Source organism: Lelliottia sp. WB101, assembly GCF_003051885.1.
Classification (GTDB): Bacteria; Pseudomonadota; Gammaproteobacteria; order Enterobacterales; family Enterobacteriaceae; genus Enterobacter; species Enterobacter nimipressuralis.
This window is the reverse complement of the sequence record NZ_CP028520.1, coordinates 3,415,010-3,439,951: the sequence shown is the minus strand read 5'-3', so window position 1 is coordinate 3,439,951 and position 24,942 is coordinate 3,415,010. Positions and strand designations below refer to the sequence as shown.

Here is a 24,942-nt window from a genome sequence, read left to right as displayed (position 1 = left end):
TACCCGTCAGGGCTCTCCCTGACGACGCTTATGCAAATCGCGGTCATTTATCGACAAACCATCATCAAGAACCGATGGAAGGGAAAACTATGCGTATTGGGGTACCAAAAGAACGGTTAGCCAATGAAACCCGCGTTGCTGCCACGCCGAAAACGGTCGAGCAGCTGCTTAAACTGGGTTTTACCGTCGCGGTTGAAAGCGGCGCGGGCAAGCTGGCGAGCTTCGATGACGAGGCATTTATTCAGGCGGGCGCTGAGGTGGTGAGCGGGTCTGAGATCTGGCAGGCACCGGTAATCCTGAAGGTGAATGCGCCAACCGAGAGCGAAATCGCCCTGTTAAATCCGGGCACCACGCTTGTGAGCTTCGTCTGGCCTGCGCAAAATCCGGAGCTGATGGAGAAACTGGCCGCGCGTGGCGTCACCGTCATGGCGATGGATTCCGTGCCGCGTATCTCCCGCGCACAGTCGCTGGATGCGTTGAGTTCCATGGCGAATATCGCCGGCTACCGTGCCATCGTTGAGGCTGCCCATGAATTTGGTCGCTTCTTTACCGGTCAAATCACGGCGGCAGGGAAAGTCCCACCGGCAAAAGTAATGGTGATTGGTGCGGGTGTCGCGGGTCTTGCGGCGATCGGTGCGGCGAACAGCCTCGGTGCGATCGTACGTGCCTTTGATACGCGCCCTGAAGTGAAAGAGCAGGTGCAGAGTATGGGCGCCGAGTTCCTTGAGCTGGACTTCAAGGAAGAGGCGGGCAGCGGAGATGGCTACGCTAAGGTGATGTCCGAAGCGTTCATCAAAGCGGAAATGGAACTCTTCGCGGCGCAGGCAAAAGAGGTCGATATCATCGTCACCACGGCGCTGATCCCTGGCAAACCGGCGCCGAAGCTGATCACCCGTGAAATGGTCGATTCCATGAAAGCCGGGAGCGTGATTGTCGATCTGGCCTCGCAGAACGGCGGTAACTGTGAATACACCGTACCGAACGAAGTGATGACCACTGCCAACGGCGTGAAAATTATCGGTTACACCGATCTGCCAGGCCGCCTGCCAACGCAGTCTTCCCAGCTGTACGGCACGAACCTTGTGAACCTGCTAAAGCTGCTGTGTAAAGAGAAAGATGGCAACGTGGTCGTTGATTTTGACGATGTGGTAGTGCGCGGCGTGACGGTGATTCGTGACGGCGAAATCACCTGGCCGGCTCCGCCAATTCAGGTTTCCGCGCAGCCTCAGGCGGCGCAGAAAGCCGCACCGGCACCCAAAGAGCCGCCGAAGCCGGTCTCTCCATGGCGTAAATACGCGCTGATGGCGCTGGTGATTATTCTGTTCGGCTGGCTCGCTGACGTGGCACCGAAAGAGTTCCTCGGCCACTTCACCGTGTTCGCGCTCTCCTGCGTTGTCGGTTACTACGTGGTGTGGAACGTCTCTCACGCACTGCACACGCCTTTAATGTCGGTAACGAACGCCATTTCAGGGATCATCGTGGTGGGGGCGTTACTGCAGATTGGTCACGGCGGCTGGATCAGCTTCCTGAGCTTCATCGCGGTGCTTATCGCCAGTATCAATATTTTCGGTGGTTTCACCGTGACTCAGCGCATGCTGAAAATGTTTCGTAAAGGCTAAGGGGTAGCATATGTCTGGAGGATTAGTAACAGCTGCATACATTGTTGCCGCAATCCTGTTTATTTGCAGTCTGGCGGGGCTTTCCAAGCACGAAACGTCGCAGCGCGGGAACCACTTCGGTATCGCGGGGATGGCGATTGCGCTGATTGCCACCATCTTCGGGCCAGATACCGGCAACGTCGCGTGGATCCTGGTGGCGATGATTATCGGTGGGGCGATTGGTATTCGCCTCGCAAAACGCGTCGAAATGACCGAAATGCCAGAGCTGGTGGCGATTCTGCACAGCTTTGTCGGTCTGGCGGCGGTGCTGGTCGGCTTTAACAGCTATCTGTACCACGAACCGGGCATGGAACCGATTCTGGTCAATATCCATCTGACCGAAGTGTTCCTCGGGATCTTCATCGGTGCGGTGACCTTTACCGGCTCAATCGTGGCCTTTGGCAAACTGCGCGGCAAAATCTCGTCTAAGCCACTGATGCTGCCAAACCGTCACAAAATGAACCTCGCGGCGCTGCTGGTCTCTTTCCTGCTGCTGGTGGTGTTCGTGCGTACCGAAAGTACCGGCATGCAGGTGCTCGCGCTGCTGGTGATGACTGTTATCGCGCTTGCGTTTGGCTGGCATCTGGTGGCCTCTATCGGCGGTGCGGATATGCCTGTCGTGGTGTCGATGCTGAACTCCTACTCCGGTTGGGCAGCGGCGGCAGCGGGCTTTATGCTCAGCAACGACCTGCTGATCGTTACCGGCGCACTGGTGGGCTCGTCGGGTGCGATTCTGTCTTACATTATGTGTAAGGCGATGAACCGTTCGTTCTTCAGCGTCATTGCCGGTGGTTTTGGTACGGACGGCGCGTCATCCAGCGGTGACGAAGAAGTGGGTGAGCACCGTGAAATCACGGCGGAAGACACCGCGGATATGCTGAAAAACTCCCATTCAGTGATCATCACCCCAGGCTACGGCATGGCGGTAGCGCAGGCGCAGTATCCGGTGGCAGAAATCACCGAGAAGCTGCGTGCGCGTGGGATCAAAGTGCGTTTCGGTATTCACCCGGTGGCAGGGCGCTTGCCTGGTCACATGAACGTGCTGCTGGCGGAAGCCAAGGTGCCATATGACGTGGTGCTGGAAATGGACGAGATCAACGATGATTTCGCCGACACCGACACGGTACTGGTGATTGGCGCCAACGATACGGTGAACCCGGCGGCGCAGGATGATCCAGGCAGCCCAATCGCCGGTATGCCGGTTCTGGAAGTGTGGAAGGCGCAGAATGTTATCGTCTTTAAACGCTCGATGAACACCGGTTACGCTGGCGTGCAAAACCCGCTGTTCTTCAAAGAGAACACCCACATGCTGTTTGGCGATGCGAAAGCCAGCGTGGATGCGATTCTGAAAGCGCTGTAGTCGCGCTATTGCCCGGCGGCGCTAGCTGCCGGGCCTTTGACGAACCTCAGTGCCGGACAAACCGGCATAAAAAAGCCGCCTAAGTTGGCGGCTTTTTCTATTTAACAATTCTCAATCGTCTTCTTCGTCATCCAGTTCCACCGGGGTTTGATACTGATCCGGTTTGATGACCAACAGATCGCAGCGCAGATGGTCGATCACCTGTTCCGCCGTATTACCGAGGAACGCTGCGGAAATACCGGTGCGCCCAACGGTGCCGAGCACCACAATCCCCGCCTGCAAATGCTCCGACAGATCCGGGATCACCTCTTCAGGCAGCCCTTTTTCTACGTGCGTCATTTTCTCGTCGATACTGAATTTCTGGCGCAGGGATTTCATGGCCAGCAGGTGCTGACCACGAATAGCGTCGTTATAGACGCTCGGGTCAAATTCAGGCAGTTCGATGGCGATATTGATAGGGGTAACCGGATACGCACCGACCAGATGGACTTCCGTATGGTTAACCTGTTCGGCAAGCTGGATTGTCTCTTTAACCAGTTTTTCGTTCAGCGCGTTGTGATAATTCTCTTCGCTGGCAAGGTTTACGGCCACCAGCGCTTTACCGCCTTCTGGCCACGGCTGGTCTTTCACCATCCACACCGGGCAAGGGCATTTACGCAGCAAGTGCCAGTCGGTTGGGGTAAAAATCACCGCTTCCAGCTTGTCGTGCTGGTGCGCCATCTTCAGCAGCAGGTCGTGTTTTTCGCTGATCACTTCCTGGATAATGGCTTCGAAAGGACGGTTATGCCACACGACTTTGATGTCGATGGGGATCCCCGCATCAATGTAATATTTAGCCTGCTCGCGGATCCACGCGGTCCGCTGGCTGATCACTCCCTGACGCATAGCAGTGCGCTCGTCAGGCGACAGAAGGGTGGTCATCTCATATGAGAAGTCATAGATCGGCAAAAACGCTTTGATTTTGCCGCCAATCCGTTGATGTAAATAGACAGCTCGCCGTAACGCCGGTTGATCGTCCTGATTAGGATCGATGGCCACCAGCATGTTTTGATACTTTGCCATACAGGTCTCCTTACTACTGTCACCACAGTCTGTAATTAAAAGAGTAACCTATATATGTTGAATGAAACAGGGGATAAGGTTTTGCCAGATCAATAAATCACGAAAATTTATCGATCCGGCAGAAGAGAAGCGAGGCTTAAGCGACGTTGCGGGAGTGACCGGCGAGAACCGCCAGTGCTTCACCGTTTTCGATGGTGATATATTTGCCTTTCACCGCCAGCATGCCACTTTTCTGGAAACGACCCAGCAGGCGGCTGATGGTTTCAACGGTCAGGCCCAGGTAGTTACCGATGTCGCCACGGGTCATGGTGAGACGGAATTCACGCGGGGAGAAACCACGCTCAGCAAAGCGACGTGACAGATTATAGATAAAGGCTGCCAGACGCTCTTCCGCATTCTTTTTGGAAAGCAGCAGGATCATGTCCTGATCGCCTTTGATCTCACCGCTCATCAGACGCATCATCTGCTGACGCAGGTTAGGCATTTTGCCTGACAGATCGTCCAGCGTTTCAAACGGGATTTCGCAAACCATCGAGGTTTCCAGCGCCTGAGCGAAGCTCGGGTGATGGCCGGTGCCGATAGCGTCAAAGCCCACTAAATCGCCCGCTAGATGGAAGCCTGTGATCTGCTCATCACCTTGCTCGGTGATGGTGTAGCTCTTAATGGTGCCAGAGCGGATCGCATAGAGCGATTTCAGTTCGTCTCCCGCTTTAAACAGCGTTTGCCCTTTCTGAATAGGCTTTTTGCGCTCGATGATATTATCAAGCTGATCGAGTTCATGCTCATTCAGGGTAAACGGGATACAGAGCTGGCTAATGCTGCAATCCTGGCAATGGATAGCACAACCGCCAGACTGAATGCGTCGTATAATTCGCTTTTCCGGGATCATAGGTCTGCTCAAGCCTTAATTGATATTGGTCAATTTTAACATCTTTTTGGAGTGTGCGTAAGCCTGGGAAACCATCAATAGCGGCAAGTGGCGACATTGTGTCGCCATCTTCTTGAAATTCCACAGCTTGATTGTGGAATAATGACCTAAATCATAGAAAATTAAGCACTAAAAGCCTGGATTTCTACAACAGCAAATAGCCTTCGTGGCGCAATAACCACTCTTTACGCTGCACACCACCGGCATAGCCGGTCATGGTGCCGTTACGGCCAATCACGCGATGGCAGGGCACCACAATGCTGACCGGGTTTGAGCCGTTGGCGGCACCGACGGCACGCGCGGCACCCGCGCGGCCTAACTGCTCGGCGAGCTGACCGTAATGCATAATCTGTCCGCAGGGAATGGTGCGCAACACCTGCCACACTTCGCGCTGGAAAGGCGTGCCTGCCGTGGCGGTCGGTAAGGTATCAATGATGCCGAGATCGCCCTCGAAGTAGTCCGCCATTTTCGCGCTCAACCCGCCGGGGTTCGTCGCGCTGATGCGCTCATAGCCGCCGCGATAGTGGATATTGAGCAGTTCCACCATCCGGTCGCTGTGCTCTTCCCACTCCACCGCGCGCAGGTTGAACTGCTCATCGGCAATGATCCACAGCGGGCCAAGCGGCGTGGCAATCTTATCTTCGAGTAATCTCAGCATCCTTTGTCCCTTAATTAAGCCGTGGGTAAATCCCCGGTCCAATTGGCAGCCCCACAAGATACCATGCGATTAACATCACCAGCCATACCCCTAAAAAGATAAGCGGATACGGCAACACCAGCGAATAGTAGGTACCCAGTTTCGCTTCGGGCTTATAGCGTTGCAGGAAGCCTAAGAACAGTGGCACAAACGGCGACACCGGTGCGAGAGGGATCACCGATGAATCGGCCACGCGGAACAGGATCTGGGCGAACGCCGGATGAAAGCCGAGCAGCATAAACATCGGCACAAAGATCGGCGCCAGAATCGACCAGATGGCAGATCCGCTGGCGATAAACATACACAGCAGAGACGACAGCAGCGCCAGCCCGACAAACGCCGGTACGCCGCTCAGTCCGGCGGACTCCAGGGCATCGGTCAGGCCAACGGCCATAAATTTTCCCATGTTGCTCCAGTTAAACATCGCCACAAACTGCGCCAGCGGGAACACCATCACGATAAAACCCGCCATCTCTTTCATCGGCTCGATCATCAGCTGGGGCAGATCGCCCTGACGGCGAATTTTGCCGGTGGCGATGCCGTAAGCGAGAGAAACGATAAAGAAGAACAGAATAATCAGCGGCACAATGCCCTGAATAAACGGCGACGGCAGGACCGTGTGTTTTACCGGATCGCGCAGGACACCGTTTTCAGGCACCACCATCAGCGCAATCGCCGCGATAAACAGCAGCGAGACGACGCCGGCGACGCGAAGGCCGTGGCGCTGTTCCTTACTCAGTGTCTCCAGCTTTTCATCACGGCTGCCTTCCCATTGACCCAGACGCGGTTCGACGATCTTATCGGTGATCAGGCCGCCCACAATCGTCAGCACAATCACTGAGCTTGCCATAAAGTACCAGTTGTCGATCACGCTGACGTGCATGGCGGTATCAATGGTTTTCGCCGCTTCGGTGCTGATCCCCGAGAGCAACACATCGGTGGTGACGATCAGCAGATTGGCGGTAAAGCCGCACCCGACGCCCGCGATGGCCGCGAGCAAACCTGCCACCGGATGACGGCCCACGGCGAGGAAAATCAGTGCACCCATCGGCGGCATAATCACCAGCGCCGCGTCAGAGGAGATGTGGCTGAAAAAGGCGATAAACAGCACCATATAGCTGGCGTAACGTGCGTTCACCACCGACGCCATTTTGACCATCAGCGCCGGTAACAGCCCCACGCGTTCAGCCAGACCCGCGCCCAGCACCAGCGCCAGAATCGCCCCCAGCGGCGCAAAACCGCTGAAGTTTTTAATCACATTCGGCAAAAACCAGTGCAGCCCTTCGACGCTGAGCAGGTTTTTCACCGCCACCATGCTGCCATCCGCCGGGCTGCGCACGCTAACGTCAAAAGCCGACAGCACGGCGGTGGCGATCATCAGAATCACAATCAAATAGATAAAAAGCAGGAAAGGGTGCGGCACTTTATTGCCGATCCTTTCAACCCAGCCATAGACCTTACCGGATGGGGAATGCGAAGGTATGGAAGACATACTCATGGGCGTTCCTCGGGACTGTTGTGTTGTTGTTTGCGTGTTTTATTATTTTAAAGGTGACGGTGTCACGTTATGTGGGATCGGACACTCGTACGGTCGTTCTTTTATCTGTTGTTCAAACTCATTCCGGCAGGATTGCAGAAGCGTCGCGTCCTGCAGCAGATTCAGCGCCGTCGCGCCCATCACTTTTCCCGCCAGCAGCATACCTTTGTGGGCAATAGAGGTGCGACCCTGCGCCACCAACTGCCAGGTGTGCAGTGGCGTGCCGACGGTAAAGCAGGGGCTGAAGCATTGCGCCACCGGCATTTTCCAGCTCACGTCGCCCACGTCAGTGGAACCCGCCAGCACATTATCGGTGATGGCGTAGGGCGCGACCTCATCCACCAGCAGCGTCTCATGATGTCGACGGGCAAAGGCTTTACCCTCGTCTGCGCCCGTAGCGGCGATATTTTTCAGGCTGTTTTGCAGATCGTTTGGCGTGAGGGTTTTACGAATTTCAGCGGCAAATTCGCGCTCTTCTTCCGTCCACGCAGGCGTGCCGTAATGCTGTAACGCGCTGTACATCGCGGCTTCAAGGGTGCGGTTCGGCAGATAACTGGAGCAGGCTTTATCAAAGCGGCGTTCGACGGTGGTTTCTGTCATCAGCGCTGCGCCCTGCGCGATCTTTTCAATACGCTCGTAGATCTGCTGGGCGTCAGCCATCTCCGGGGCGCGGATCAGATACAGCACCTCGGCCTGAGCCTGCACCACGTTTGGCGAAATCCCGCCGGTGTTAGTGATGGCGTAATGCACGCGGGCTTTTTCGATGATGTGCTCATTGAGGAAGTTCGTGCCGGTGGTCATCAGGGTAACGGCATCCAGCGCGCTGCGCCCGAGATGGGGCGAATTCGCGGCATGCGCGGCGATCCCCTGAAAGCGCCACGAGGCCTGGATATTCGCCAGCGTGCTGACGTTAAACATCCCGGCAAAGGCTTCCGGATGCCAGGTCACGGCGGCATCCACATCGTCAAACAGCCCCTCGCGCACCATAAAGGTTTTGCCGGAGCCGCCTTCCTCACCCGGGCAGCCATAAAAACGCACCGTGCCGCTGCCACCGTGTTTTTCCAGCCAGCTTTTCACGGCTACCGCGCCCGCCAGCGCCGCTGTTCCCAGCAGATTATGACCACAGCCGTGGCCGTTCTCGCCGGGTGTGTCTGATTGCGGCGTGGCGCAGTGCGCGGTCTGGCTTAAACCCGCCAGCGCGTCAAATTCGCCTAACAGGGCCACCACAGGTTTGCCGCTGCCAAAGCTGGCGATAAAGGCATTCGGAATGCCGCCCGCTTCGCGCGTCAGGGCAAAACCTTCGGCTTCGAGTGCGCTCGCCAGACGTTCGGCGGACCAGAACTCTTCAAAGCGCGTTTCCGGGTGATCCCAGATTTCATCCGCGATATCGGTGAAGGTCTGACATCGGGTTTCAATCGCATCGTCAATAAAACGGTAGATCTCCTGCATCACACACCTCGCGTCCACGGAAAATTGAGCGCAGTCCGGGCCAGCGTTTCAATCGCCACCGCCATGACCTGCTCGTCAAAATCAAACTTTTCATTGTGATGACCGGCGCTCAGATCGGTGCCAAACACCATATAAGAGGCCATCCCGCCATTCTGCTGCACCCGCGCCATCATCAGCGTGGCATCCTCTGATCCCGCCGGGGCCTTCACTTTGTCGATGGCCTGGCGCACGCCCGGCACCTGGCTTGCCTGTTCACGCAGATAGTCAACCCACGCCGGTGAAGGGGCGCTGGAGGTTGCGGCGCCCATCAGGCGCATTTCAGCTTTTACGCCGTAGAGCGCAGCCGCACCGTCGATCACAGCCTGAGCACGTTCAAACACGTACTGATTAATGGCCTCGTTTTCGCCGCGCGTTTCCACTTTTAACAGCGCGCTGGCGGGAACGACATTACGCCCGCTGCCCGCCTGCATGACGCCGACGTTCACGCGTGACGCGCCTTCGCTATGGGGCGCGATGCTGTGCAGGGCCAGTGCGGCCTGAGCGGCGGCGAGCAGGGCGTTGCGGCCATCTTCCGGTTTACCGCCCGCGTGGGCAGCCACACCCGTGAAACGCACGTCAAATTTGGTGGTCGCCATAAAATTATCGCTCCCACAGATAACGGTTCCGGTCGGGACACCGGTGCCGATGTGGATCGCGGTAAAATAATCGACGCCATCCAGCGCACCGGCGGCCACCATGGCGCGCGCGCCGCGCGTGCCTTCCTCAGCGGGCTGGAAGATCAGTTTAAGGGTGCCGTTCAGCCGGGATTCGTTCTGCTTCAGCAGATGCGCCAGCCCAAGGCCGATGGTGGTATGACCGTCGTGGCCGCAGGCGTGCATCATCCCTGGGTTGCAGGAGGCAAAACCGTCGCGGAACGGGCGATGGCTGTCGTCGAGGGCTTCGCTGAGATCGAGCGCATCCATATCCACCCGAAACGCGAGAGTCGGCCCAGGACGACCGGTGTTCAGCGTGGCGACAATGCCGGTGAAACCGCCTTCAAAGGCGCTGAGCCATTTCTCTGGCGCGCCCTGCTGGCGGGCGCGGGCAAATTCCGCTGCCAGCGTGTCCGCGTCGGGCAGTCCCATTCGGCTGTCGGCATCGACCACATCGCGGCCCATCGCCAGCGCATAGCCCAGGTTATCGAGGATCTCCGCGACTTTTGCGGCGGTGCGAAACTCCACCCAGCCGGATTCGGCATACTGGTGAAAATCACGACGCCATGTTGTCAGCTGAGGCATTAATTTTTGAAGGGATTGTGTCAATGAATCCATCTCTCTTCCTGTCATCATGAAAATATGTGAACTGCTTCACGCTGTGATAGTTTTTACTTATCACTAACCAATTTTTCACAGTTTTAACCGTTCAGGAATTACCCTCGCACATCCATTTCCATTAAAGTAGATGACAATTTCTTTACTCTGATAAACAACGGTTATCGGTCGGGCTATGTCATTTCAGGTCAAATTTCATCAGATCCGCGCGTTCGTCGAAGTGGCGCGTCAGGGCAGTATTCGTGGTGCCAGCCGGGCGATGAATCTGTCGCAACCGGCGTTAACCAAATCCATCAAAGAGCTGGAAGAGGGGATGGCGGCACAGCTGTTTGTGCGGCGCAGTAAAGGCGTGGCGCTGACGGAATGCGGCGAGAGTTTCTATCAGCACGCCAACCTGATCCTCGAAGAACTGCGCGCCGCGCAGGATGATATTCGCCAGCGTCAGGGGTTGCAGGGCGGGCAGATCAATATCGGGATGGGAGCCAGCGTGGCCCGGACGTTAATGCCTGCGGTGATCACCCGTTTTCACGAGCAGCATCCGCAGGTGAAAGTGCGAATTATGGAAGGGCAACTGGTGTCGATGATCAATGAATTACGCCAGGGAGAGCTGGATTTCACCATCAATACCTATTATCAGGGACCTTACGATCACGAATTTACCTTTGAAAAACTGTTCGAAAAACCCTTCGCCATATTTTGTCGGCAAGGTCATCCGGCGATTGGCGCAAAATCCATTAGTGAGCTTATGAATTATAACTGGACGATGCCCACGCCGCGTGGAAGTTATTACAAACAACTTGAAGACATATTCCGCCATCGCTCACAAATACCGCAAATTGGCGTGGTGTGCGAAACTTTCTCGTCCTGTATTAGCCTGGTGGCGCAAAGCGATTTTTTGAGCATTTTGCCGCAGGAGCTGGGCTGCGACCCTCTGCTGGCGCACCGTCTGGTGATGTTGCCGGTTGAAGAAATATTACCCAAAGCCGCTTATTATTTAATCCAAAGACGTGATTCCCGACAAACACCGTTGACGGCGTCATTAATAACGCAGTTCAGAAGACACGCCCGTGGAATAATGTTCAACGAAGGGAAATAAAAAAATAGAGCCTGCCGACATCGGACAGACCCTACAGTACACACAGCAGTGCATCCTTGTGCAAGTCCCGCTTATTATCCGTGTTGCAGGTTTATTTAGTTATAACAGCTTTCCTCTAAAAATAAAGTGATCGGAGTGCATGATTTAACTTATTTTTAACTTAAACTGTACACTTAATCACCTGTTAAATTTATTTTAAGGCGGCTTCACGATTATCTATTAGCTTTTTTAATACTTATCTGCGCGTTATTATTTTTTCAGGGCGCTCGGCTGATATTGAGACGCTCGCCGGGCGCAGGTATAGTACGCCTTCAGATGTAGCGGGAGGAGCACCATGAAACCTGACGACAAATCGCTTTTTCTTGACGCCATGGATGATGTCCAGCCGCTGAAGCGCAGCACCGATATTAACTGGCAACCGAGCCGCAATCCGCGTGTCCGCCAGCGTATCGACACTACCCAACTCGATAACTTCCTCACCCTCGGCTTCCTCGATGTGCTGCCGCTTTCCGAACCGCTGATGTTTCAGCGCGAAGGCGTTCAGCGAGGGGTCATTGATAAGCTACGCACCGGTAAATACCCGCGTCAGGCCAGCCTGAACTTATTACGCCAGCCGGTGGAGCAGTGCCGTCAGATGCTGTTTGCATTTATTCAGCAGGCGCAGCAGGACAGTTTACGTAATCTGATTATCATCCACGGCAAGGGCCGGGAAGAGGGCTCGCATGCCAATATCGTGCGCAGCTACCTGGCGCGCTGGCTGGCGGAATTCGACGCCGTGCAGGCCGTTTGCGTTGCGCTGCCCCATCATGGCGGCAGCGGTGCGTGCTATGTAGCCTTACAAAAATCGGACGACGCTAAGCTGGAGAACCGGGAGCGGCACGCGAAGCGCAGCCGCTAAGTGCATCAAAAAGTTTCCCAGTTGCCATCTCCGGCGGAGGCTGCTGCCGGGCGCAATACCTGCGGTGTTTTCAGGTTTGCCGCGCGCGGGGAGATCGTCTGCGTTTGCACGTTCAGACGAAATGCGGCGACGGCCTGGCGCAACTGTTCCGCCTGATCCTCCAGCGCCGCTGCCGCCGTAGCGGACTCCTGCACCAGCGCGGCGTTTTGCTGCGTCACGCTATCCATCTGCGAAACCGCCAGACTCACCTGCTCAATACCGCGACTCTGTTCATCGGACGCCGACGCGATTTCACCCATAATATCGGTTACGCGGGTGACGGCTGCGACGATCTCTTTCATGGTTTCCCCGGCTTCACTCACCTGGCCGGAGCCGGTATTCACCCGGCTGACGGAATTTTCGATCAGCGCTTTGATCTCCTTCGCCGCCTGTGCGCTGCGGCTCGCCAGGGTGCGAACTTCCCCGGCGACCACGGCAAATCCGCGCCCTTGTTCACCGGCTCGCGCCGCTTCCACCGCGGCGTTCAGCGCCAGAATATTCGTCTGGAAGGCGATGCTGTCGATCACGCTGGTAATGTGCGCAATTTGCTGGGAGCTGTCGGCAATTTCGGTCATCGTGCGAATTACGTTATCCACCACACGCCCGCCGCGATCCGCCGTTTCCGATGCGTTTTTCGCGAGCAGCGTTGCCTGCCGCGCGTTGTCTGAGTTCTGTTTTACCGTGGCCGTCAGCTCTTCCATGCTGGCCGCCGTCTCTTCCAGCGAAGAGGCCTGCTGCTCGGTACGGGCCGAGAGATCATTGCTGCCCGCGGCGATTTCGCCCGCGCCGGTGTAGATAGAATCGGTACTGCCGCGCACCGCGCTGACGGTCGTAACCAGCGACGTCTGCATCTCATGCAGCCCGGCCGCCAGCTGGCCCATCTCGTTACGGCTGTCGATGGAAATAGCTTGTGTTAAATCGCCGCTGGCGATGGTGCGAATATGATTCATCACGCTGCGCAGAGGTTTCAGCAGCAGGTGCTGTAATCCCTGCCAGAACACAATCAGTACCGCTACCACCACCAGGAAAATGGTGCCCAGCGTCCACTGCATATGGGTAAAGCTGTTCTGGTTCTCTTTGGCCGCCGCTTTCAGCAGAGTATTGTTTTCCGCCCGCCATTGGGTGTAGACGGCTTCCATCCCATCCTGCGCCTGCTGCGCGTCGAGATCGCCATACGCCTGATAGTTATCCGCGCGAAGATACTCAATCGACAGGCGCATCACCTCATGCATTTGGGTGTAGGCTTTTTGCATTTCAGCCGTGAGTTCCGGGCGCTGGCCCTTCACCGGAGGCATGGCCTGCCAGGCGCTGTAGTAGTTTTCCGCTTTAGTCAGGGAATCGCTGGCGTTACCGAGCAGCTTATTGATCGCCGCCAGAGAGGCCGGGTCGCGCTGATTTTTGAGGTAACGAATGGCGACGCGCGTGACCGTGACGCGGGTTTTGACCAGCGTGTTGACGCTGTCGCTCAGGCTCTCCTGCTGTGCATTCAGGTTGCCTGAGTTCTGGAAGTTATGACGGTCATTGCTGACAGCGGAATAAAACAATCCCCCCGTGACGACTTGCAACAGGCAGAATATAGTGAGAGCAAAGACAATCCCGGTAATAACGTGCAGATTTTTCAGCATGACGGAAGCCCATTTGATGTGCAGAAGTTGCATCATTGTTATCGACGTAGTAGGGCTAAACTTTAATTTTACTACTGCTTAATTGGCAGTCAGACAGGTAGACGCATATGACCCGTATTGAGAAAAGTGGCAGTTATACGTTAGGGACTCGCGCGGTTAACCGACTCGGCTATGGCGCGATGCAGCTTGCTGGTCCCGGTGTATTTGGTCCGCCAAAAGACAAAGCGGCTGCGCTGGCAGTGCTGCGCGAAGCGGTGGCGGCAGGGGTGAATCATATTGATACCAGTGATTTCTACGGCCCGCATGTGACCAATCAGCTGATTCGGGAAGCACTGCATCCGTACCGTGACGATCTGACGCTGGTAACGAAAATTGGCGCCCGTCGCGGAACTGACGCCTCCTGGCTGCCGGCCTTTTCGGCGCAGGAGCTGACGCAGGCGGTGCACGATAACCTGCGAAACCTGCAGCTGGACGTGCTGGATGTGGTGAATTTACGCATTATGTTTAGCGCTCACGGCCCTGCAGAGGGATCGATCGAAGAACCTTTAACTACGCTGGTGGAATTACAGCGTCAGGGGCTGGTACGACACATTGGCCTGAGCAATGTTACTGCCACGCAAATTGCGCAGGCGCAGAGCATCACGCCGATTGTCTGCGTGCAGAATCTCTACAACATCGTTAATCGTAGCGACGATGCGCTGATCGATGAGCTGGCGGAGCAGGGGATTGCCTATGTGCCGTTCTTCCCGCTGGGGGGATTCACGCCGCTGCAATCGTCCGGCCTTCAGGTGGTTGCCGATTCACTGGGTGCCACGCCAATGCAGGTTGCACTGGCATGGCTGCTGAAACGCTCGCCGAATATCCTGCTGATCCCTGGCACTTCGTCAGTGGCGCATCTGCGCGAAAACCTGGCGGCTGGCGATCTGGTGCTGCCGGATGACGCTCTGGCTGCCCTGAACGCGCTGGCGGAATAACCCGTCTGTCCAGGTAATCTGGCGGCCACACCTTTATTCCGTGGCCGCTTCCGTCATTCGGCTTCTTCTGTGCAGCTCTAGCGCCTCAGCGATAATTTCCTGCTTACTCAGCCGCGTTTCATACGCCGTGGCTCTGACATATTCGACCAGCGTGGATTCAATCCTCGCGCTCAACATTTTTAAGTTAGCATCCTTTGCTGTACCGCGTGCTACACGCTTGTCCGGGTAATCTCGGCTTGGCATTGCTCAAGTCCTCCAAACGTTGTCTTGTTAATTCGTGCTGTGAAATATGCGTGGAGAGTGATTACAAGTCAACTTTCTGAAACTGCGGTTTAATTTGTATTAAATCCGTTAAAAACGCGCCTGGTTTTTGTGCCGATTTTCATTTGAAAGGGGAAAGGCTTGAGTATGGAAAGTGGGCAAAACAGCGGAAAATAATCATCCGGTTTTGCATAGTGTGTAAACGCTTCCATTCTCGGGGTGAGGTCCTGCGTGAGAGCTTCTGGCTTAATCATAAATCTGCTCAATGAATTACAGGGATGTAAACAATTAAACATCACCTCAACGTGGGATCTTTACCTATGCAATAAAATGCTTTTTTATGCACTTAAAAATCGGAAAGTCCCATTTTTCGCCGATAGTGCGCCAGAGAGAGGGCGCGAAAGATGTAACATTTCTGCAAAGAACGGTTGCAAGAGCGGGCGTAAAAACAGCATAAAATTCTGAAAAAGTTTTATTTTAGTGAGTTTGTAGTGTCTATTTTTTATGTGAAGTGATTATTTTTATTTCTGTTAGTGTGCTATGTTTTTTATTGTAGTGTGAGTGAAGTGTATGTTGTGTCTGCAAAGGGATACTGGCAATTAACAACCCCATTATTAATCTGTGTTATCCTTTGCGGATTGGCGCTATCAGGAAGTCATCGGCATGTATCACCTTTTCTTGGAATTCGATAATCTTGAACCCGGCGTGAAGTCTGTCGAAGATCTGAAGTATGTCATCCGTGATGATAAGCACACCGCCTTTGTGATGAGTGCGGTGGTAGCCAGATTTATCAAAGATGCGTTGATCATGAACCACACTATCATCAGTCTGAAGAACTGCCGTTTCGCCTTTGCGAACGGGGCAGAGTTCGTCGAATTTGACAGCAAAGGTCGGTCAAGGCGCTTCACCGACACACCGGACTGGTTCATTACACCTGGCGCGTTTGCGCGCTCCCAGTGGCTGGTGAACCATGAGCTTCACGATCTGGTGACGCCGCAGTTTATCTCTACCTTTCTGGAAATGTTCTCCGATGTGAAAAAACGTCGGGAGCACTGCAATCTGCTGTTTGATTTGCAGCTCGAAGAAAGCCCTCAACGCGGGAGAAGCGGTGCGAAAGCGGCCAGCAAAACCCGTGGCTCCACGAAACAGAAGATTTCTGATTTAAGCTCATTTGAATTATTCAGCCAGTTCTTTAACCGGCTCAAAAAAGCGGTCGAGGCCAACCAGTTTCCCACGGTGCAGGTGCTGACGGGCATCGACGACGTCGCCAAAGTGCCCGCCACGCTGAAGAGCGCCGTGCGCACCTGGTTTAAAGCGATTTCGTCCGAGCTGCCGCCCAACAGCAAAAGAGTGGGGGCCGGTAATGCCGAGCTGTTTTGCGCACCGGTTCGCGCCCAAATCCAGCACATCGAAGCCTACGGCGTTGAGCGTTATTACAAGAAGCTGTCGAAGGCGATTGCCGAAGGCGGCGAGCGGTATATCGCTGATTTCACGTTTAAACTGTAGGGCTGAAACTGCCCATCAGAATAAAGGTTGGCGCTTTTCGCTGGTGCTGGTTAATCATCGGCACCAGCCGTCTGAAGTGTTCGCTCGCGCAATGTGCATCCAGCGCGGCGCGATCCGGCCACTCTTCGATAAAAACGAAATGCCCGGCATCTTTCTCGTCCACATATAAATCGTAGGCAATGCACAGCGGCTCCCGTTTGGTGGCCTCCACCAGCGCGCGGTAGAGCGGGAGTACGGTCTCAATGGCTTCCGGTTTAATAAAATCTTCCGCGATGACTTTCAGCATGATCTCTCCTTTTTAAATTCCGTGTGACTTCAACGGCTTCATTTTCGCGGGCCAGAATCGACTTGATCTGATCGCTAAATGCATAATACTGTATTTATATACAGTTATTATCGGGTTGGCTATCATGAATCCTGTTTTTTCATGTGAACATAAAGAAATCATCGAATTACCGCTTTTTCTGGAGCGCGTCCCGTGCGGGTTTCCCAGTCCGGCGCAGGATTATGTCGAAGATCGTCTCGACCTGAACAAACTGCTCATCGCACACCCCAGTGCGACCTATTTTGTGAAAGTGAGCGGGGATTCCATGATCGGCGCAGGGATTGGCGACGGGGATCTGCTGGTGATCGACCGATCGTTAACGGCGGAACATGGCGATATTGTGGTGGCGGCGATTGCGGGGGAGTTCACCGTGAAAGAGCTGCGCACCCGCCCGTACCTCCATCTGCTGCCGCACAACAAGCACTATTCTCCCATCGTTTTCCAGTCAGAGGACGAACTGCAGCTCTTTGGCGTGGTAACGCACACCGTGAAATCGCACAAACATGTTCGCGCTCGTTGACGTCAACAGCTTCTACACCTCCTGTGAGACGGTGTTTCGCCCCGATCTGCAGGGCAAACCGGTGGTGGTGGTGTCCAACAACGATGGATGCATAATTTCCCGCTCGGCAGAAGCCAAAAAGCTCGGCATCAAGATGGGTGCGCCTTACTTCAAGATCAAAGACGAACTGCGGCGGCAAAAAGTGGCGGTGTTTAGCTCCAACTACGCCCTGTATGCAGACCTGAGCCATCGCGTGATGACGATCCTGGCGGAGATGGCGCCTGCGATTGAAGTGTATTCCATCGATGAGGCCTTTATTAATGTCTCCGGCGTGGCAAACTGCATCGCGCTTGAGACATTTGGTCGTCAGATCCGCGAGCAGATCCTGAAAAATACCGGGCTGACCGTTGGCGTCGGTATCGCGCCGACCAAAACCCTCGCCAAGCTGGCCAACTTTGCGGCCAAAACCTGGCGTAAGACCGATGGCGTGGTGGATCTGTCCGATCCGGATCGTCAGAAAAAGCTGCTCGCGCTGGTGCCGGTGGGCGAAGTGTGGGGCGTGGGGCGGCGCATCGGCAAAAAACTCAATCAGATGGGCATTGAAAACGCGCTGCAGCTGGCGGAGTGCTCAACCTGGGTGATCCGTAAACATTTCAATGTGGTACTGGAGCGCACGGTGCGTGAGTTGCGCGGCGAGCCTTGTCTGGAAATCGATGAATTTGCGCCAGCGAAACAGCAGATCATCTGTAGCCGCTCCTTTGGGCACCGCATTACGGAGTACCGCGAGATGCAGCAGGCGGTGTGCGCTTACGCGGAACGTGCCGCCGAGAAGCTGCGGGCAGAAAAGCAGTTCTGCTGCGTGATCAGCGTGTTTATGCGCACCAGCCCGCACGCGGAAAATGAAGTGTTTTATGGCCCTCAGGCCAGCGGTCGTCTGGCGATCCCGTCGAACGACACGCGCGATATCATCCGCGTCGCCAGCCATGCGCTGGAGCGGATCTGGCAGGACGGTTTTCGCTATATGAAAGCGGGGGTGATGCTGAGCGATTTTTTCAGCCAGGGGGTCGCGCAGCTGAATTTGTTTGATGAATACCAGCCGCGAAACAACAGCCAGGCGCTGATGCAGACTATCGATCGGCTCAATCTCTCCGGGCGCGGAACGGTCTGGTTTGCCGGTCAGGGCAGCCAGAAAAGCTGGGCGATGAAACGCGAAATGCTGTCGCCGGGGTATACGACACGCTACGCCGATTTGCCTGTGGCAAAATAGTCGTTTCCCTCGTCGCGCGAGACAGTAAACTCGTGCGGTTTAACTCTGCTCGGGGCCGCTGATGAACAACGTTGCGCTAATGTATCGCCGTTTTGGTGAGCCGGAATCGGTGCTGCACCTGGAATCCTCCGTCTGCGGGCCGCTGACTCCCGGCCTGCTGCGGGTGCAGATGCTGTTCGCGCCGGTCAACGCCTCAGATCTGATCCCCATCACCGGGGCTTATCGCCATCGCACGCCACTGCCTGCCATTGCGGGTTATGAGGGGGTTGGGGTGGTGATTGACGGGCCGCCCGACTGGACCGGTAAACGGGTGCTGCCGCTGCGCGGACAGGGAACCTGGCAGCAGATAGTGGATTGTCCGGCGGATCTGGCGGTTCTTGTGCCCGACTTTATCGATTCCGTGCTTGCCGCGCGCGCGTACATCAACCCGCTGGCCGCGCAGCTGATGTTGAAACACTCTCCGCCACAGGGAAAGCGCGTGCTGCTGACGGCCGCCGGATCGGACTGTGCGCTCCTGCTAGGACAGTGGGCGCTTCAGGTGGGGGCCGAATCCGTGTACGGCATTCATCGTTCAGCGGTTCACGCCGACCGGCTGGTGGCGCGGGGGATCACGCCAATATCACACCACGACACGGCGGCGATCCACTCCATCGCCAAAGACGCGGATATTGTCTACGACGCCACGGGTGGCGAGGTGGCCGAGCAGATCCTGAATACGCTGCCTGCGGCAGGCGTGTTTGTCAGCTACGGTTTGCTGTCCGGGAAGCTGTTCCGGCAACAGCCGCAGGTGCGCTGGTTTCATATCCGTAATTACCTGGCGGGAATGAGCGTGGCCGAGTGGCAGGGGGAGTTTCGTGAAATCTGGCCGAAACTGCAGGCCAGCCACGGCGGCGACGCCACGCTGTTTTCCCTTACAGCGTGGCGTCCGGCGCTGGCGTATTACCGCGAGGCGGGCAGGATCGCGAAGCCGGTGTTTGCGATCAGCGATGGCTGACGTCGCTCAGCAAAACGGCAATACTCTGGCCACCCACCGTCTGCTCGAGGGCAATCTTCACGATAATGGTCAGCGGCACGGAGAGCAGCATCCCGACCGGGCCGAGCAGCCAGCCCCAGAAGATCAACGATAAAAAGACCACCAGCGTGGACAGCCCCAGCCCACGCCCCATCATGCGCGGTTCGAGAATATTGCCGAACACCAGATTTATCACCAGGTATCCCGCCAGCACGATCAGGGCATCGTACAGTCCGCTAAACACCAGCACCTGAGCGATAGGGGGGATGGCGGCCAGCACCGAGCCAATGTTGGGAATATAGTTGAGTGCAAAGGCCAGCAGCCCCCAGACAAACGCGAAGCGCACGTCCAGCGCGGCAAGCATGGCCCACGCCACCAGACCGGTCACAATACTGATGGCCGTTTTCAGCACCAGGTAGCGAGAAACACTGTCCAGCGCCCGCTGAATCGCCTCCATCCCCTCAACCGGGCGGGACATCATCTGCTGCAACTTCACGGGCAGCTGCGGCACTTCAATCAGCATAAACACTACCGTCAGCAGCAGCAGGAAAATCGAGGTCATCGCGCTCGAAAGCTGTGACAGCAGCGCCGTCACCAGCGTCATGGCGGCATTGGGGTCAATGTACTTCAGCAACTCTTCCACGGAGACTTCAATCCCGGCGCGCTGCAGCCAGGGTTCGAGATGCTGTAACGGCACGACCAGCGAGGAGCGGTACTGCGGCAGGGTGCGCGCCAGCTCGTTCAGGGAGGTGCCCAGATACGCCACCAGCAGCACCATGGCCAGAATAATCACCGTGATAAGCAACGTAATCGCCAGCACCCGCGGGACGCGCAGGCGCACCATACGCTGCACCAGCGGGTTGAGGATCACGGCGATAAACAGCGCCAGAATAAAGGGCACAATGATGTCGGCGGCAAAACGTACCCCCGCAAGAATGATCACCAGCATGCCGAGCATGATGACAATTTTCAGTCCGTTCAGTGTAATGATGGGCTTAGCCATGTGAGTTCCCGCGTGACGCTTTTTATTTATAATAATGATAATAACGGCAACGCGCATTTTATATGCGAACGAAAATAAAACGGGCAGGGTAAAGAATTGAAAATGTTTTGAGTAAATCCTTAGCTTATGGTACAAATCAGACGTGTTTAACTACCGAGGACAATTTTCATCCGCAATGACGAGAAGCAATACCGCGGATAATTGTAATATTATGGACAATCTGTTCAGGACGTACTTTTCAAATAACACCGCTGTATTTTCCACCTCCCTCTGCCTGCTGTCCGGTGAGCAACACTGGCGCAACGCGCTATAGTCCCGACTTCTGCCTGAGCTGACGCCATGCGTCTGGCTAACTGATTTATATCATATTTTTGGGTTTGTCGTTTTCGACAAGCTGCAGTGATTTATATTCTCATGCAGGAGAAGTACCATGTTTTACTGGATATTGTTAGCCCTGGCCATTATCGCTGAAATTACCGGAACCTTGTCGATGAAATGGGCAAGCGTCAGCGATGGCAACACCGGATTTATTTTAATGCTGGTGATGATTTCCCTTTCGTATATTTTTCTGTCGTTCGCGGTTAAAAAGATCGCCCTCGGCGTGGCGTATGCGTTGTGGGAGGGGATCGGTATTCTGTTAATCACGCTGTTCAGCGTGATGTTATTTGATGAAACCCTGTCAACGATGAAAATTGCCGGTCTGACCACCCTGGTCGCGGGCATTGTGCTGATCAAATCGGGCACCCGCAAAGGCAAAAAACAGCCACAGGAGCCAACTCATGCAACAGTTTGAGTGGGTACATGGGGCGTGGCTGGCACTGGCGATTGTGCTGGAAATTGCCGCCAACGTATTCCTGAAATTCTCTGATGGCTTCCGCCGTAAAGTCTACGGCCTGATGTCAATCGCCGCAGTGCTGGGAGCGTTCAGCGCGCTGTCCCAGGCGGTGAAAGGGATCGATCTTTCCGTGGCCTACGCCCTGTGGGGCGGTTTCGGTATCGCCGCAACGCTGGCGGCGGGCTGGATTTTGTTCGGCCAACGTCTGAACCGTAAAGGCTGGATTGGCCTGGCCCTGCTGCTCGCCGGCATGATCATGATAAAACTGGCCTGATGTGATCGCTGCCTGTATTTACGGGCAGCGAAATTCGCTACCTGTATTACTCTTAGAAAGAAGTGCTTTTGAGAGGGCGGCGAATGTATAACCCATTAAGCTGGCGCAATATTCCCACCGCGAAAACCCTGTTTGTCATGATTTTTATGGCCGGGATCGGCCTGATCGTTTCCATTATCGCGCTGCTTTACCTTTCCCTGCACCTCATCAGCAGTAAAACCAACGAAATAGATGAACACCGTTCGGCGCTCTCCGTACAAGGGGCGATCCAGACGTCGGCCAACCGCGTCTGGTCGCTGGTGATTGATAATGCCGTCTGGGATGATGCCGTTCGTGAGGTGTATCCCCCGGTGCTGAACACCCAGTGGCTGTACAATACCTGGGGGGCAGGCTTTAAAATCAATAATTTGTACGACGGCACCTTCGTGCTGGACGAGCATTTCAACGTGCTGTGGGGGTCGTTTCAGAGCAAAGCCTTCCACGAGAAAAACCTCGATTTTTTTGGCAATGGCCTGAAGGCGCTGATTCGCGATAACGCCGACGCGCTGCGCGCTGAGAAAAATATCTACGCCGGGATCACCCGCACGCGCCAGGGGGTAGCGTTTGTCGGCATTGGGCTAATCCGCCCGATGATTGGCCGCCTGCAGGTGCACAACGATGTGCGCCGTTACCTGGTGATCACCCGCCACCTGAATCCGCAAATTCTGAGCGATCTGGGCAATACCTTTCAGATTGAAGATCTCAATTTCACCGTCGATCACACCAGCATCGCCAGCGTTCCGCTGAAAAGCTCGGCGGGCGAGCTGCTGGGCTATCTCAACTGGCAGCCGCGACTGCCCGGTGCGCAGGCGGCCAGCGCCGCGTCGAACGACATCACGCAAATTGTTACCCTGGCGGCGGGACTGATCCTGCTGTTTATTCTGCTGAGCAGCGTCGGGCTGTACAAACTGGCGCGCGGAGAAAATCAGGCCCGGTGGGTGGCGCGGACGGACTGGCTGAGCCATCTGCCCAATCGGCGCGCCCTGATTGAGGAGCTGGAGCGGGTAAGTTTGCGCGGCGATATTGATGTCAAAAGCGTGGTCTTTATCGATCTCGATGGTTTTAAAGATGTGAATGATATTTACGGTCACGACGTGGGCGACGACCTGATCATCATGATGGCCGGCGCCCTGCGTGAACGGGTGCCGGAAGGGGGCATGCTGGCCCGCATGGGAGGCGATGAATTTGCGATGTTGATTGGCGGCGACCATTCACAGGCGCAGGCGGCGGCGTTTGCCGATAACGTGCTCGAATTCCTGAGTGCGCCCCTGCGCCTCGGTGAGCGCACCATTCACATCAGCGCCAGCATCGGAATTGCCAGCGGCACGCTGATCGAATGCACCAGCTCGGAGCTGTTCCGCCGGGCCGATATCGCCATGTATCACTCGAAAATTACCGGCAAGGGCCGCGTCACTCAGTATGACGCTGAACTGAACAGCGTGCGCGAGCAGCAGCTGGCGATTGAAAATGAGATCCGCAGCGGCATGGAACGCGACGAGTTCGACATCTGGTACCAGCCGATTATCGATGCGCGTAGCCAGAAAATGACCAGCGTCGAGGCGCTGCTGCGCTGGCCACGGCGTCCGGCGGGGGAGCTGGGGCCGGATGTGTTTATCAGTATCGCCGAGACCAGCGGCCTGATTTATGGTTTAGGGCAGTTTGTCCTGCGCCGTGCCTGTCAGGATCTGGAGCCTTTTGGTGATTTGAAGCTGTCGGTAAATATCTCTCCGGCGCAGTTTCGCGATCCCGAATTTGAGGACAAAGTGGCGCAGGTCATTGAAATGACGCGTTTCCCGGCTACGCGTCTGCAGCTGGAAGTGACGGAAACCTACGTGCTGGAAAACCCGGAGCGCGCCAGGGCCGCGATTTCGAATCTTAAAGCGCTGGGCATCGCCGTCGCGCTGGATGATTTCGGCACGGGGTACTCCAGCATCGGTTATTTGCGCCGTTTTAATTTTGACACCATCAAGATCGACAAATCGCTGGCCGGGCTGGTGGATAACGACGAACAGGCGGCGGCGCTGGTGAGCGGCACCGTGCGGATTGCCAGTGCACTGGGGATGGCGGTGGTGGCCGAAGGCGTGGAAAACGAAAAGCAGATGAAACTGCTGCGCCTCGCGGGCTGCGACCAGTTGCAAGGGTTCTGGTTCAGCCAGCCGATGCCCATCGAGGCGATTATGGAATTACGTGAAATCAAATATGGCTGAGCTATTCCTGCGCCAGCGCTTCAAGTTTTTCCCGAAAACCGGTCACGGATAACGCCCGGTTATCGGCGCGCCAGCGGTCTTTGGCGGCAGGCGCTGAACTTTGTACGCCAATCAACTGCCAGCCGCCGTCGGTTTTCAGCATCAGCGGAGAGCCGCTATCGCCCGGCAGCGTATCGCACTGGTGGGATAAGACGCTGTTTTGCGCCCAGCCGGTGACGATGCAGTCCGTGTGGGTGTAGAGCGAATCCAGGTGATCGACGGGATAACCCGACTGCGTGACTTTACGGTCGGCGGCTTTTAAGGCTGCCGTCAGCGCCGCTTTGTCGCCATCAAACAGCGGCAGAGGAGTGATCCCCGAGGGCGGATAGCGCAGAACAATCAGACCAAAATCCCACTCGGCTGCCGCCGGCGGCACAATCCAGCCGTCGCCGTCCGGCTTTAAGCGTTTGCCTAACGACGGGTCGACACGACCTTCGATGCCGTGGATCTCATAGCGCCAGAGACCTTTTTGGGAGATAAAACGCAGCGCAACGGCTTTGTCCGGCTTGCCTTTCGGTGGGATCAGTAAACAGTGCCCGGCGGTCAGGGCCAGATGAGGTGAGATCAGGGTTGCGGTGCACAGGTTGCCGCTGGCGGTTTCCAGCTGCCCGATGGCATCCCAGGGCGCCCCGGTCGGATCGGTGACACGCGTGCGGTCATCATGACCAAAGAACAGCGTTTTGATCTCTTTGGCAGCCATGGCGCTATCATCGCCATCGTCTGCATGTGCCAGGCCTGAAAAGAGACAGAACGTTCCCAGTAACAACACAACAGTTTTCCGCATATCACACTCTGGTGGGGTAATTATGATTATAAAAAGTTGAACCCTATGAAAATACTATAGACGGGACGGCGTTAAAGTGGGAGTAAAATCAGCGTGCTACAATCAGGAAAGATAAAACATGCTGGCGATAATCGCGCATAAAATAAGCGTGATAAGAATGAACTCAAACCGATAGCGCCGCAGCATACGCCCTCCGGATAAAAAAACGGCGCCGATAAATACAGCTCAGCGCCGGTTTAGCAACGTGCCCGCGAGGGG

Annotated in this window: 23 protein-coding genes; 12 read left to right on the top strand and 11 right to left on the bottom strand. The window is 55.7% G+C overall.

Going from position 1 to position 24,942, the window contains the following annotated elements; all coding sequences use genetic code 11:
* The first annotated feature begins 89 nt into the window (after positions 1–89).
* Positions 90–1,619 (top strand): Re/Si-specific NAD(P)(+) transhydrogenase subunit alpha, encoded by a 1,530-nt coding sequence (pntA, locus tag DAI21_RS16560; RefSeq protein WP_107703673.1) that lies wholly within the window; start codon positions 90–92, stop codon positions 1,617–1,619.
* A 10-nt stretch (positions 1,620–1,629) separates the two neighbouring features.
* Positions 1,630–3,018 (top strand): Re/Si-specific NAD(P)(+) transhydrogenase subunit beta, encoded by a 1,389-nt coding sequence (gene pntB, locus DAI21_RS16555; RefSeq protein ID WP_107703672.1) that lies wholly within the window; start codon positions 1,630–1,632, stop codon positions 3,016–3,018.
* A 111-nt stretch (positions 3,019–3,129) separates the two neighbouring features.
* Here the strand turns inward: pntB and uspE are convergent, their stop codons facing one another.
* The 6 genes from uspE to DAI21_RS16525 form a co-directional block, all read right to left on the bottom strand.
* Positions 3,130–4,080: a universal stress protein UspE gene (gene uspE / locus DAI21_RS16550; RefSeq protein ID WP_100780346.1), complete on the bottom strand. Its 951-nt coding sequence runs from the start codon at positions 4,078–4,080 to the stop codon at positions 3,130–3,132.
* Between the two features lie 136 nt (positions 4,081–4,216).
* A complete protein-coding gene (gene fnr, locus DAI21_RS16545) occupies positions 4,217–4,969 on the bottom strand; it encodes a fumarate/nitrate reduction transcriptional regulator Fnr (RefSeq protein ID WP_014070017.1) in 753 nt (250 codons plus the stop codon).
* A 184-nt stretch (positions 4,970–5,153) separates the two neighbouring features.
* On the bottom strand, positions 5,154–5,666 hold the full coding sequence (gene ogt / locus DAI21_RS16540; protein WP_107703671.1) for a methylated-DNA--[protein]-cysteine S-methyltransferase: 513 nt from the start codon (positions 5,664–5,666) through the stop codon (positions 5,154–5,156).
* 10 nt (positions 5,667–5,676) lie between these two features.
* Positions 5,677–7,203 carry a p-aminobenzoyl-glutamate transporter gene (gene abgT, locus DAI21_RS16535; RefSeq protein ID WP_100780344.1) on the bottom strand — a complete coding sequence of 509 codons (1,527 nt, stop codon included), beginning with the start codon at positions 7,201–7,203 and terminating at the stop codon, positions 5,677–5,679.
* A 42-nt stretch (positions 7,204–7,245) separates the two neighbouring features.
* The gene (locus tag DAI21_RS16530) at positions 7,246–8,691 is read right to left on the bottom strand and encodes a M20 family metallopeptidase (protein ID WP_107703670.1); all 1,446 of its coding nucleotides are present in this window, start codon (positions 8,689–8,691) and stop codon (positions 7,246–7,248) included.
* The gene (locus DAI21_RS16525) at positions 8,691–10,001 is read right to left on the bottom strand and encodes a M20 family metallo-hydrolase (RefSeq protein WP_107703669.1); all 1,311 of its coding nucleotides are present in this window, start codon (positions 9,999–10,001) and stop codon (positions 8,691–8,693) included. Before DAI21_RS16525 ends, DAI21_RS16530 begins: the two co-directional genes overlap by 1 nt.
* Before the next feature lie 175 nt (positions 10,002–10,176).
* Between DAI21_RS16525 and DAI21_RS16520 the strand changes: the two genes are divergently transcribed.
* Both DAI21_RS16520 and smrA read left to right on the top strand, forming a co-directional pair.
* Positions 10,177–11,097, top strand: a complete 921-nt coding sequence (locus DAI21_RS16520) for a LysR family transcriptional regulator (protein WP_107703668.1) — start codon at positions 10,177–10,179, stop codon at positions 11,095–11,097.
* Positions 11,098–11,431: 334 nt separating this feature from the next.
* Positions 11,432–11,995 carry a DNA endonuclease SmrA gene (smrA, locus tag DAI21_RS16515; protein WP_107703667.1) on the top strand — a complete coding sequence of 188 codons (564 nt, stop codon included), beginning with the start codon at positions 11,432–11,434 and terminating at the stop codon, positions 11,993–11,995.
* Positions 11,996–12,000: 5 nt separating this feature from the next.
* On the opposite strand, the gene DAI21_RS16510 is transcribed toward smrA, so the two are convergent.
* The gene (locus DAI21_RS16510) at positions 12,001–13,659 is read right to left on the bottom strand and encodes a methyl-accepting chemotaxis protein (protein WP_100780339.1); all 1,659 of its coding nucleotides are present in this window, start codon (positions 13,657–13,659) and stop codon (positions 12,001–12,003) included.
* A gap of 107 nt (positions 13,660–13,766) precedes the next feature.
* Between DAI21_RS16510 and DAI21_RS16505 the strand changes: the two genes are divergently transcribed.
* Positions 13,767–14,633 (top strand): aldo/keto reductase family oxidoreductase, encoded by an 867-nt coding sequence (locus tag DAI21_RS16505; protein ID WP_107703666.1) that lies wholly within the window; start codon positions 13,767–13,769, stop codon positions 14,631–14,633.
* Between the two features lie 33 nt (positions 14,634–14,666).
* Here the strand turns inward: DAI21_RS16505 and DAI21_RS16500 are convergent, their stop codons facing one another.
* Positions 14,667–14,810, bottom strand: coding sequence for a hypothetical protein (locus tag DAI21_RS16500; RefSeq protein WP_228483593.1), 144 nt, complete (start codon positions 14,808–14,810; stop codon positions 14,667–14,669).
* Between the two features lie 747 nt (positions 14,811–15,557).
* On the opposite strand from DAI21_RS16500, the gene DAI21_RS16495 reads away from it, so the two are divergent.
* Positions 15,558–16,400, top strand: a complete 843-nt coding sequence (locus tag DAI21_RS16495; RefSeq protein WP_107703665.1) for a hypothetical protein — start codon at positions 15,558–15,560, stop codon at positions 16,398–16,400.
* Here the strand turns inward: DAI21_RS16495 and DAI21_RS16490 are convergent.
* Entirely contained in the window at positions 16,390–16,686 is a 297-nt protein-coding gene (locus DAI21_RS16490; RefSeq protein WP_107703664.1) for a putative quinol monooxygenase, read from the bottom strand. The two genes, DAI21_RS16495 and DAI21_RS16490, sit on opposite strands and share 11 nt — an antisense overlap.
* A 124-nt stretch (positions 16,687–16,810) precedes the next feature.
* On the opposite strand from DAI21_RS16490, the gene umuD reads away from it, so the two are divergent.
* From umuD to DAI21_RS16475, 3 genes are all read left to right on the top strand, one after another.
* Positions 16,811–17,245: a translesion error-prone DNA polymerase V autoproteolytic subunit gene (umuD, locus tag DAI21_RS16485; protein WP_100780333.1), complete on the top strand. Its 435-nt coding sequence runs from the start codon at positions 16,811–16,813 to the stop codon at positions 17,243–17,245.
* Positions 17,229–18,491 carry a translesion error-prone DNA polymerase V subunit UmuC gene (gene umuC / locus DAI21_RS16480; RefSeq protein WP_107703663.1) on the top strand — a complete coding sequence of 421 codons (1,263 nt, stop codon included), beginning with the start codon at positions 17,229–17,231 and terminating at the stop codon, positions 18,489–18,491. The genes umuD and umuC overlap by 17 nt, the downstream gene beginning before the upstream one ends.
* Positions 18,492–18,552: 61 nt before the next feature.
* On the top strand, positions 18,553–19,485 hold the full coding sequence (locus DAI21_RS16475; RefSeq protein ID WP_107703662.1) for a zinc-dependent alcohol dehydrogenase family protein: 933 nt from the start codon (positions 18,553–18,555) through the stop codon (positions 19,483–19,485).
* Here the strand turns inward: DAI21_RS16475 and DAI21_RS16470 are convergent.
* Positions 19,472–20,506, bottom strand: a complete 1,035-nt coding sequence (locus DAI21_RS16470) for an AI-2E family transporter (RefSeq protein WP_100780330.1) — start codon at positions 20,504–20,506, stop codon at positions 19,472–19,474. The genes DAI21_RS16475 and DAI21_RS16470 overlap by 14 nt on opposite strands.
* A gap of 430 nt (positions 20,507–20,936) precedes the next feature.
* Here DAI21_RS16470 and mdtJ point away from each other — a divergent pair, with 430 nt between their 5' ends.
* From mdtJ to DAI21_RS16450, 3 genes are all read left to right on the top strand, one after another.
* Positions 20,937–21,299 (top strand): multidrug/spermidine efflux SMR transporter subunit MdtJ, encoded by a 363-nt coding sequence (gene mdtJ / locus DAI21_RS16460; RefSeq protein WP_100780329.1) that lies wholly within the window; start codon positions 20,937–20,939, stop codon positions 21,297–21,299.
* Complete coding sequence (mdtI, locus tag DAI21_RS16455) at positions 21,286–21,615, top strand: multidrug/spermidine efflux SMR transporter subunit MdtI (protein WP_107703661.1); 330 nt, start codon at positions 21,286–21,288, stop codon at positions 21,613–21,615. Before mdtJ ends, mdtI begins: the two co-directional genes overlap by 14 nt.
* Before the next feature lie 83 nt (positions 21,616–21,698).
* The gene (locus DAI21_RS16450) at positions 21,699–23,861 is read left to right on the top strand and encodes an EAL domain-containing protein (RefSeq protein WP_107703660.1); all 2,163 of its coding nucleotides are present in this window, start codon (positions 21,699–21,701) and stop codon (positions 23,859–23,861) included.
* A gap of 1 nt (position 23,862) precedes the next feature.
* Here DAI21_RS16450 and DAI21_RS16445 read toward each other — a convergent pair whose 3' ends face one another.
* Complete coding sequence (locus tag DAI21_RS16445) at positions 23,863–24,684, bottom strand: serine protease (RefSeq protein WP_100780326.1); 822 nt, start codon at positions 24,682–24,684, stop codon at positions 23,863–23,865.
* Positions 24,685–24,942 lie beyond the last annotated feature (258 nt).

What these genes read in the sequence shown, in the direction of transcription:
- uspE (WP_100780346.1), bottom strand. Translation starts at nt 4,080, where the DNA reads ATGGCAAAGTATCAAAACATGCTGGTGGCCATCGATCCTAATCAGGAC.
- mdtJ (WP_100780329.1), top strand. Translation starts at nt 20,937, where the DNA reads ATGTTTTACTGGATATTGTTAGCCCTGGCCATTATCGCTGAAATTACC.
- mdtI (WP_107703661.1), top strand. Translation starts at nt 21,286, where the DNA reads ATGCAACAGTTTGAGTGGGTACATGGGGCGTGGCTGGCACTGGCGATT.
- DAI21_RS16530 (WP_107703670.1), bottom strand. Translation starts at nt 8,691, where the DNA reads ATGCAGGAGATCTACCGTTTTATTGACGATGCGATTGAAACCCGATGT.
- umuD (WP_100780333.1), top strand. Translation starts at nt 16,811, where the DNA reads ATGAATCCTGTTTTTTCATGTGAACATAAAGAAATCATCGAATTACCG.
- ogt (WP_107703671.1), bottom strand. Translation starts at nt 5,666, where the DNA reads ATGCTGAGATTACTCGAAGATAAGATTGCCACGCCGCTTGGCCCGCTG.
- DAI21_RS16520 (WP_107703668.1), top strand. Translation starts at nt 10,177, where the DNA reads ATGTCATTTCAGGTCAAATTTCATCAGATCCGCGCGTTCGTCGAAGTG.
- umuC (WP_107703663.1), top strand. Translation starts at nt 17,229, where the DNA reads ATGTTCGCGCTCGTTGACGTCAACAGCTTCTACACCTCCTGTGAGACG.
- pntB (WP_107703672.1), top strand. Translation starts at nt 1,630, where the DNA reads ATGTCTGGAGGATTAGTAACAGCTGCATACATTGTTGCCGCAATCCTG.
- DAI21_RS16500 (WP_228483593.1), bottom strand. Translation starts at nt 14,810, where the DNA reads ATGTTGAGCGCGAGGATTGAATCCACGCTGGTCGAATATGTCAGAGCC.
- DAI21_RS16475 (WP_107703662.1), top strand. Translation starts at nt 18,553, where the DNA reads ATGAACAACGTTGCGCTAATGTATCGCCGTTTTGGTGAGCCGGAATCG.
- DAI21_RS16445 (WP_100780326.1), bottom strand. Translation starts at nt 24,684, where the DNA reads ATGCGGAAAACTGTTGTGTTGTTACTGGGAACGTTCTGTCTCTTTTCA.
- DAI21_RS16525 (WP_107703669.1), bottom strand. Translation starts at nt 10,001, where the DNA reads ATGGATTCATTGACACAATCCCTTCAAAAATTAATGCCTCAGCTGACA.
- fnr (WP_014070017.1), bottom strand. Translation starts at nt 4,969, where the DNA reads ATGATCCCGGAAAAGCGAATTATACGACGCATTCAGTCTGGCGGTTGT.
- pntA (WP_107703673.1), top strand. Translation starts at nt 90, where the DNA reads ATGCGTATTGGGGTACCAAAAGAACGGTTAGCCAATGAAACCCGCGTT.
- DAI21_RS16505 (WP_107703666.1), top strand. Translation starts at nt 13,767, where the DNA reads ATGACCCGTATTGAGAAAAGTGGCAGTTATACGTTAGGGACTCGCGCG.
- DAI21_RS16490 (WP_107703664.1), bottom strand. Translation starts at nt 16,686, where the DNA reads ATGCTGAAAGTCATCGCGGAAGATTTTATTAAACCGGAAGCCATTGAG.
- smrA (WP_107703667.1), top strand. Translation starts at nt 11,432, where the DNA reads ATGAAACCTGACGACAAATCGCTTTTTCTTGACGCCATGGATGATGTC.
- abgT (WP_100780344.1), bottom strand. Translation starts at nt 7,203, where the DNA reads ATGAGTATGTCTTCCATACCTTCGCATTCCCCATCCGGTAAGGTCTAT.
- DAI21_RS16495 (WP_107703665.1), top strand. Translation starts at nt 15,558, where the DNA reads ATGTATCACCTTTTCTTGGAATTCGATAATCTTGAACCCGGCGTGAAG.
- DAI21_RS16510 (WP_100780339.1), bottom strand. Translation starts at nt 13,659, where the DNA reads ATGCTGAAAAATCTGCACGTTATTACCGGGATTGTCTTTGCTCTCACT.
- DAI21_RS16470 (WP_100780330.1), bottom strand. Translation starts at nt 20,506, where the DNA reads ATGGCTAAGCCCATCATTACACTGAACGGACTGAAAATTGTCATCATG.
- DAI21_RS16450 (WP_107703660.1), top strand. Translation starts at nt 21,699, where the DNA reads ATGTATAACCCATTAAGCTGGCGCAATATTCCCACCGCGAAAACCCTG.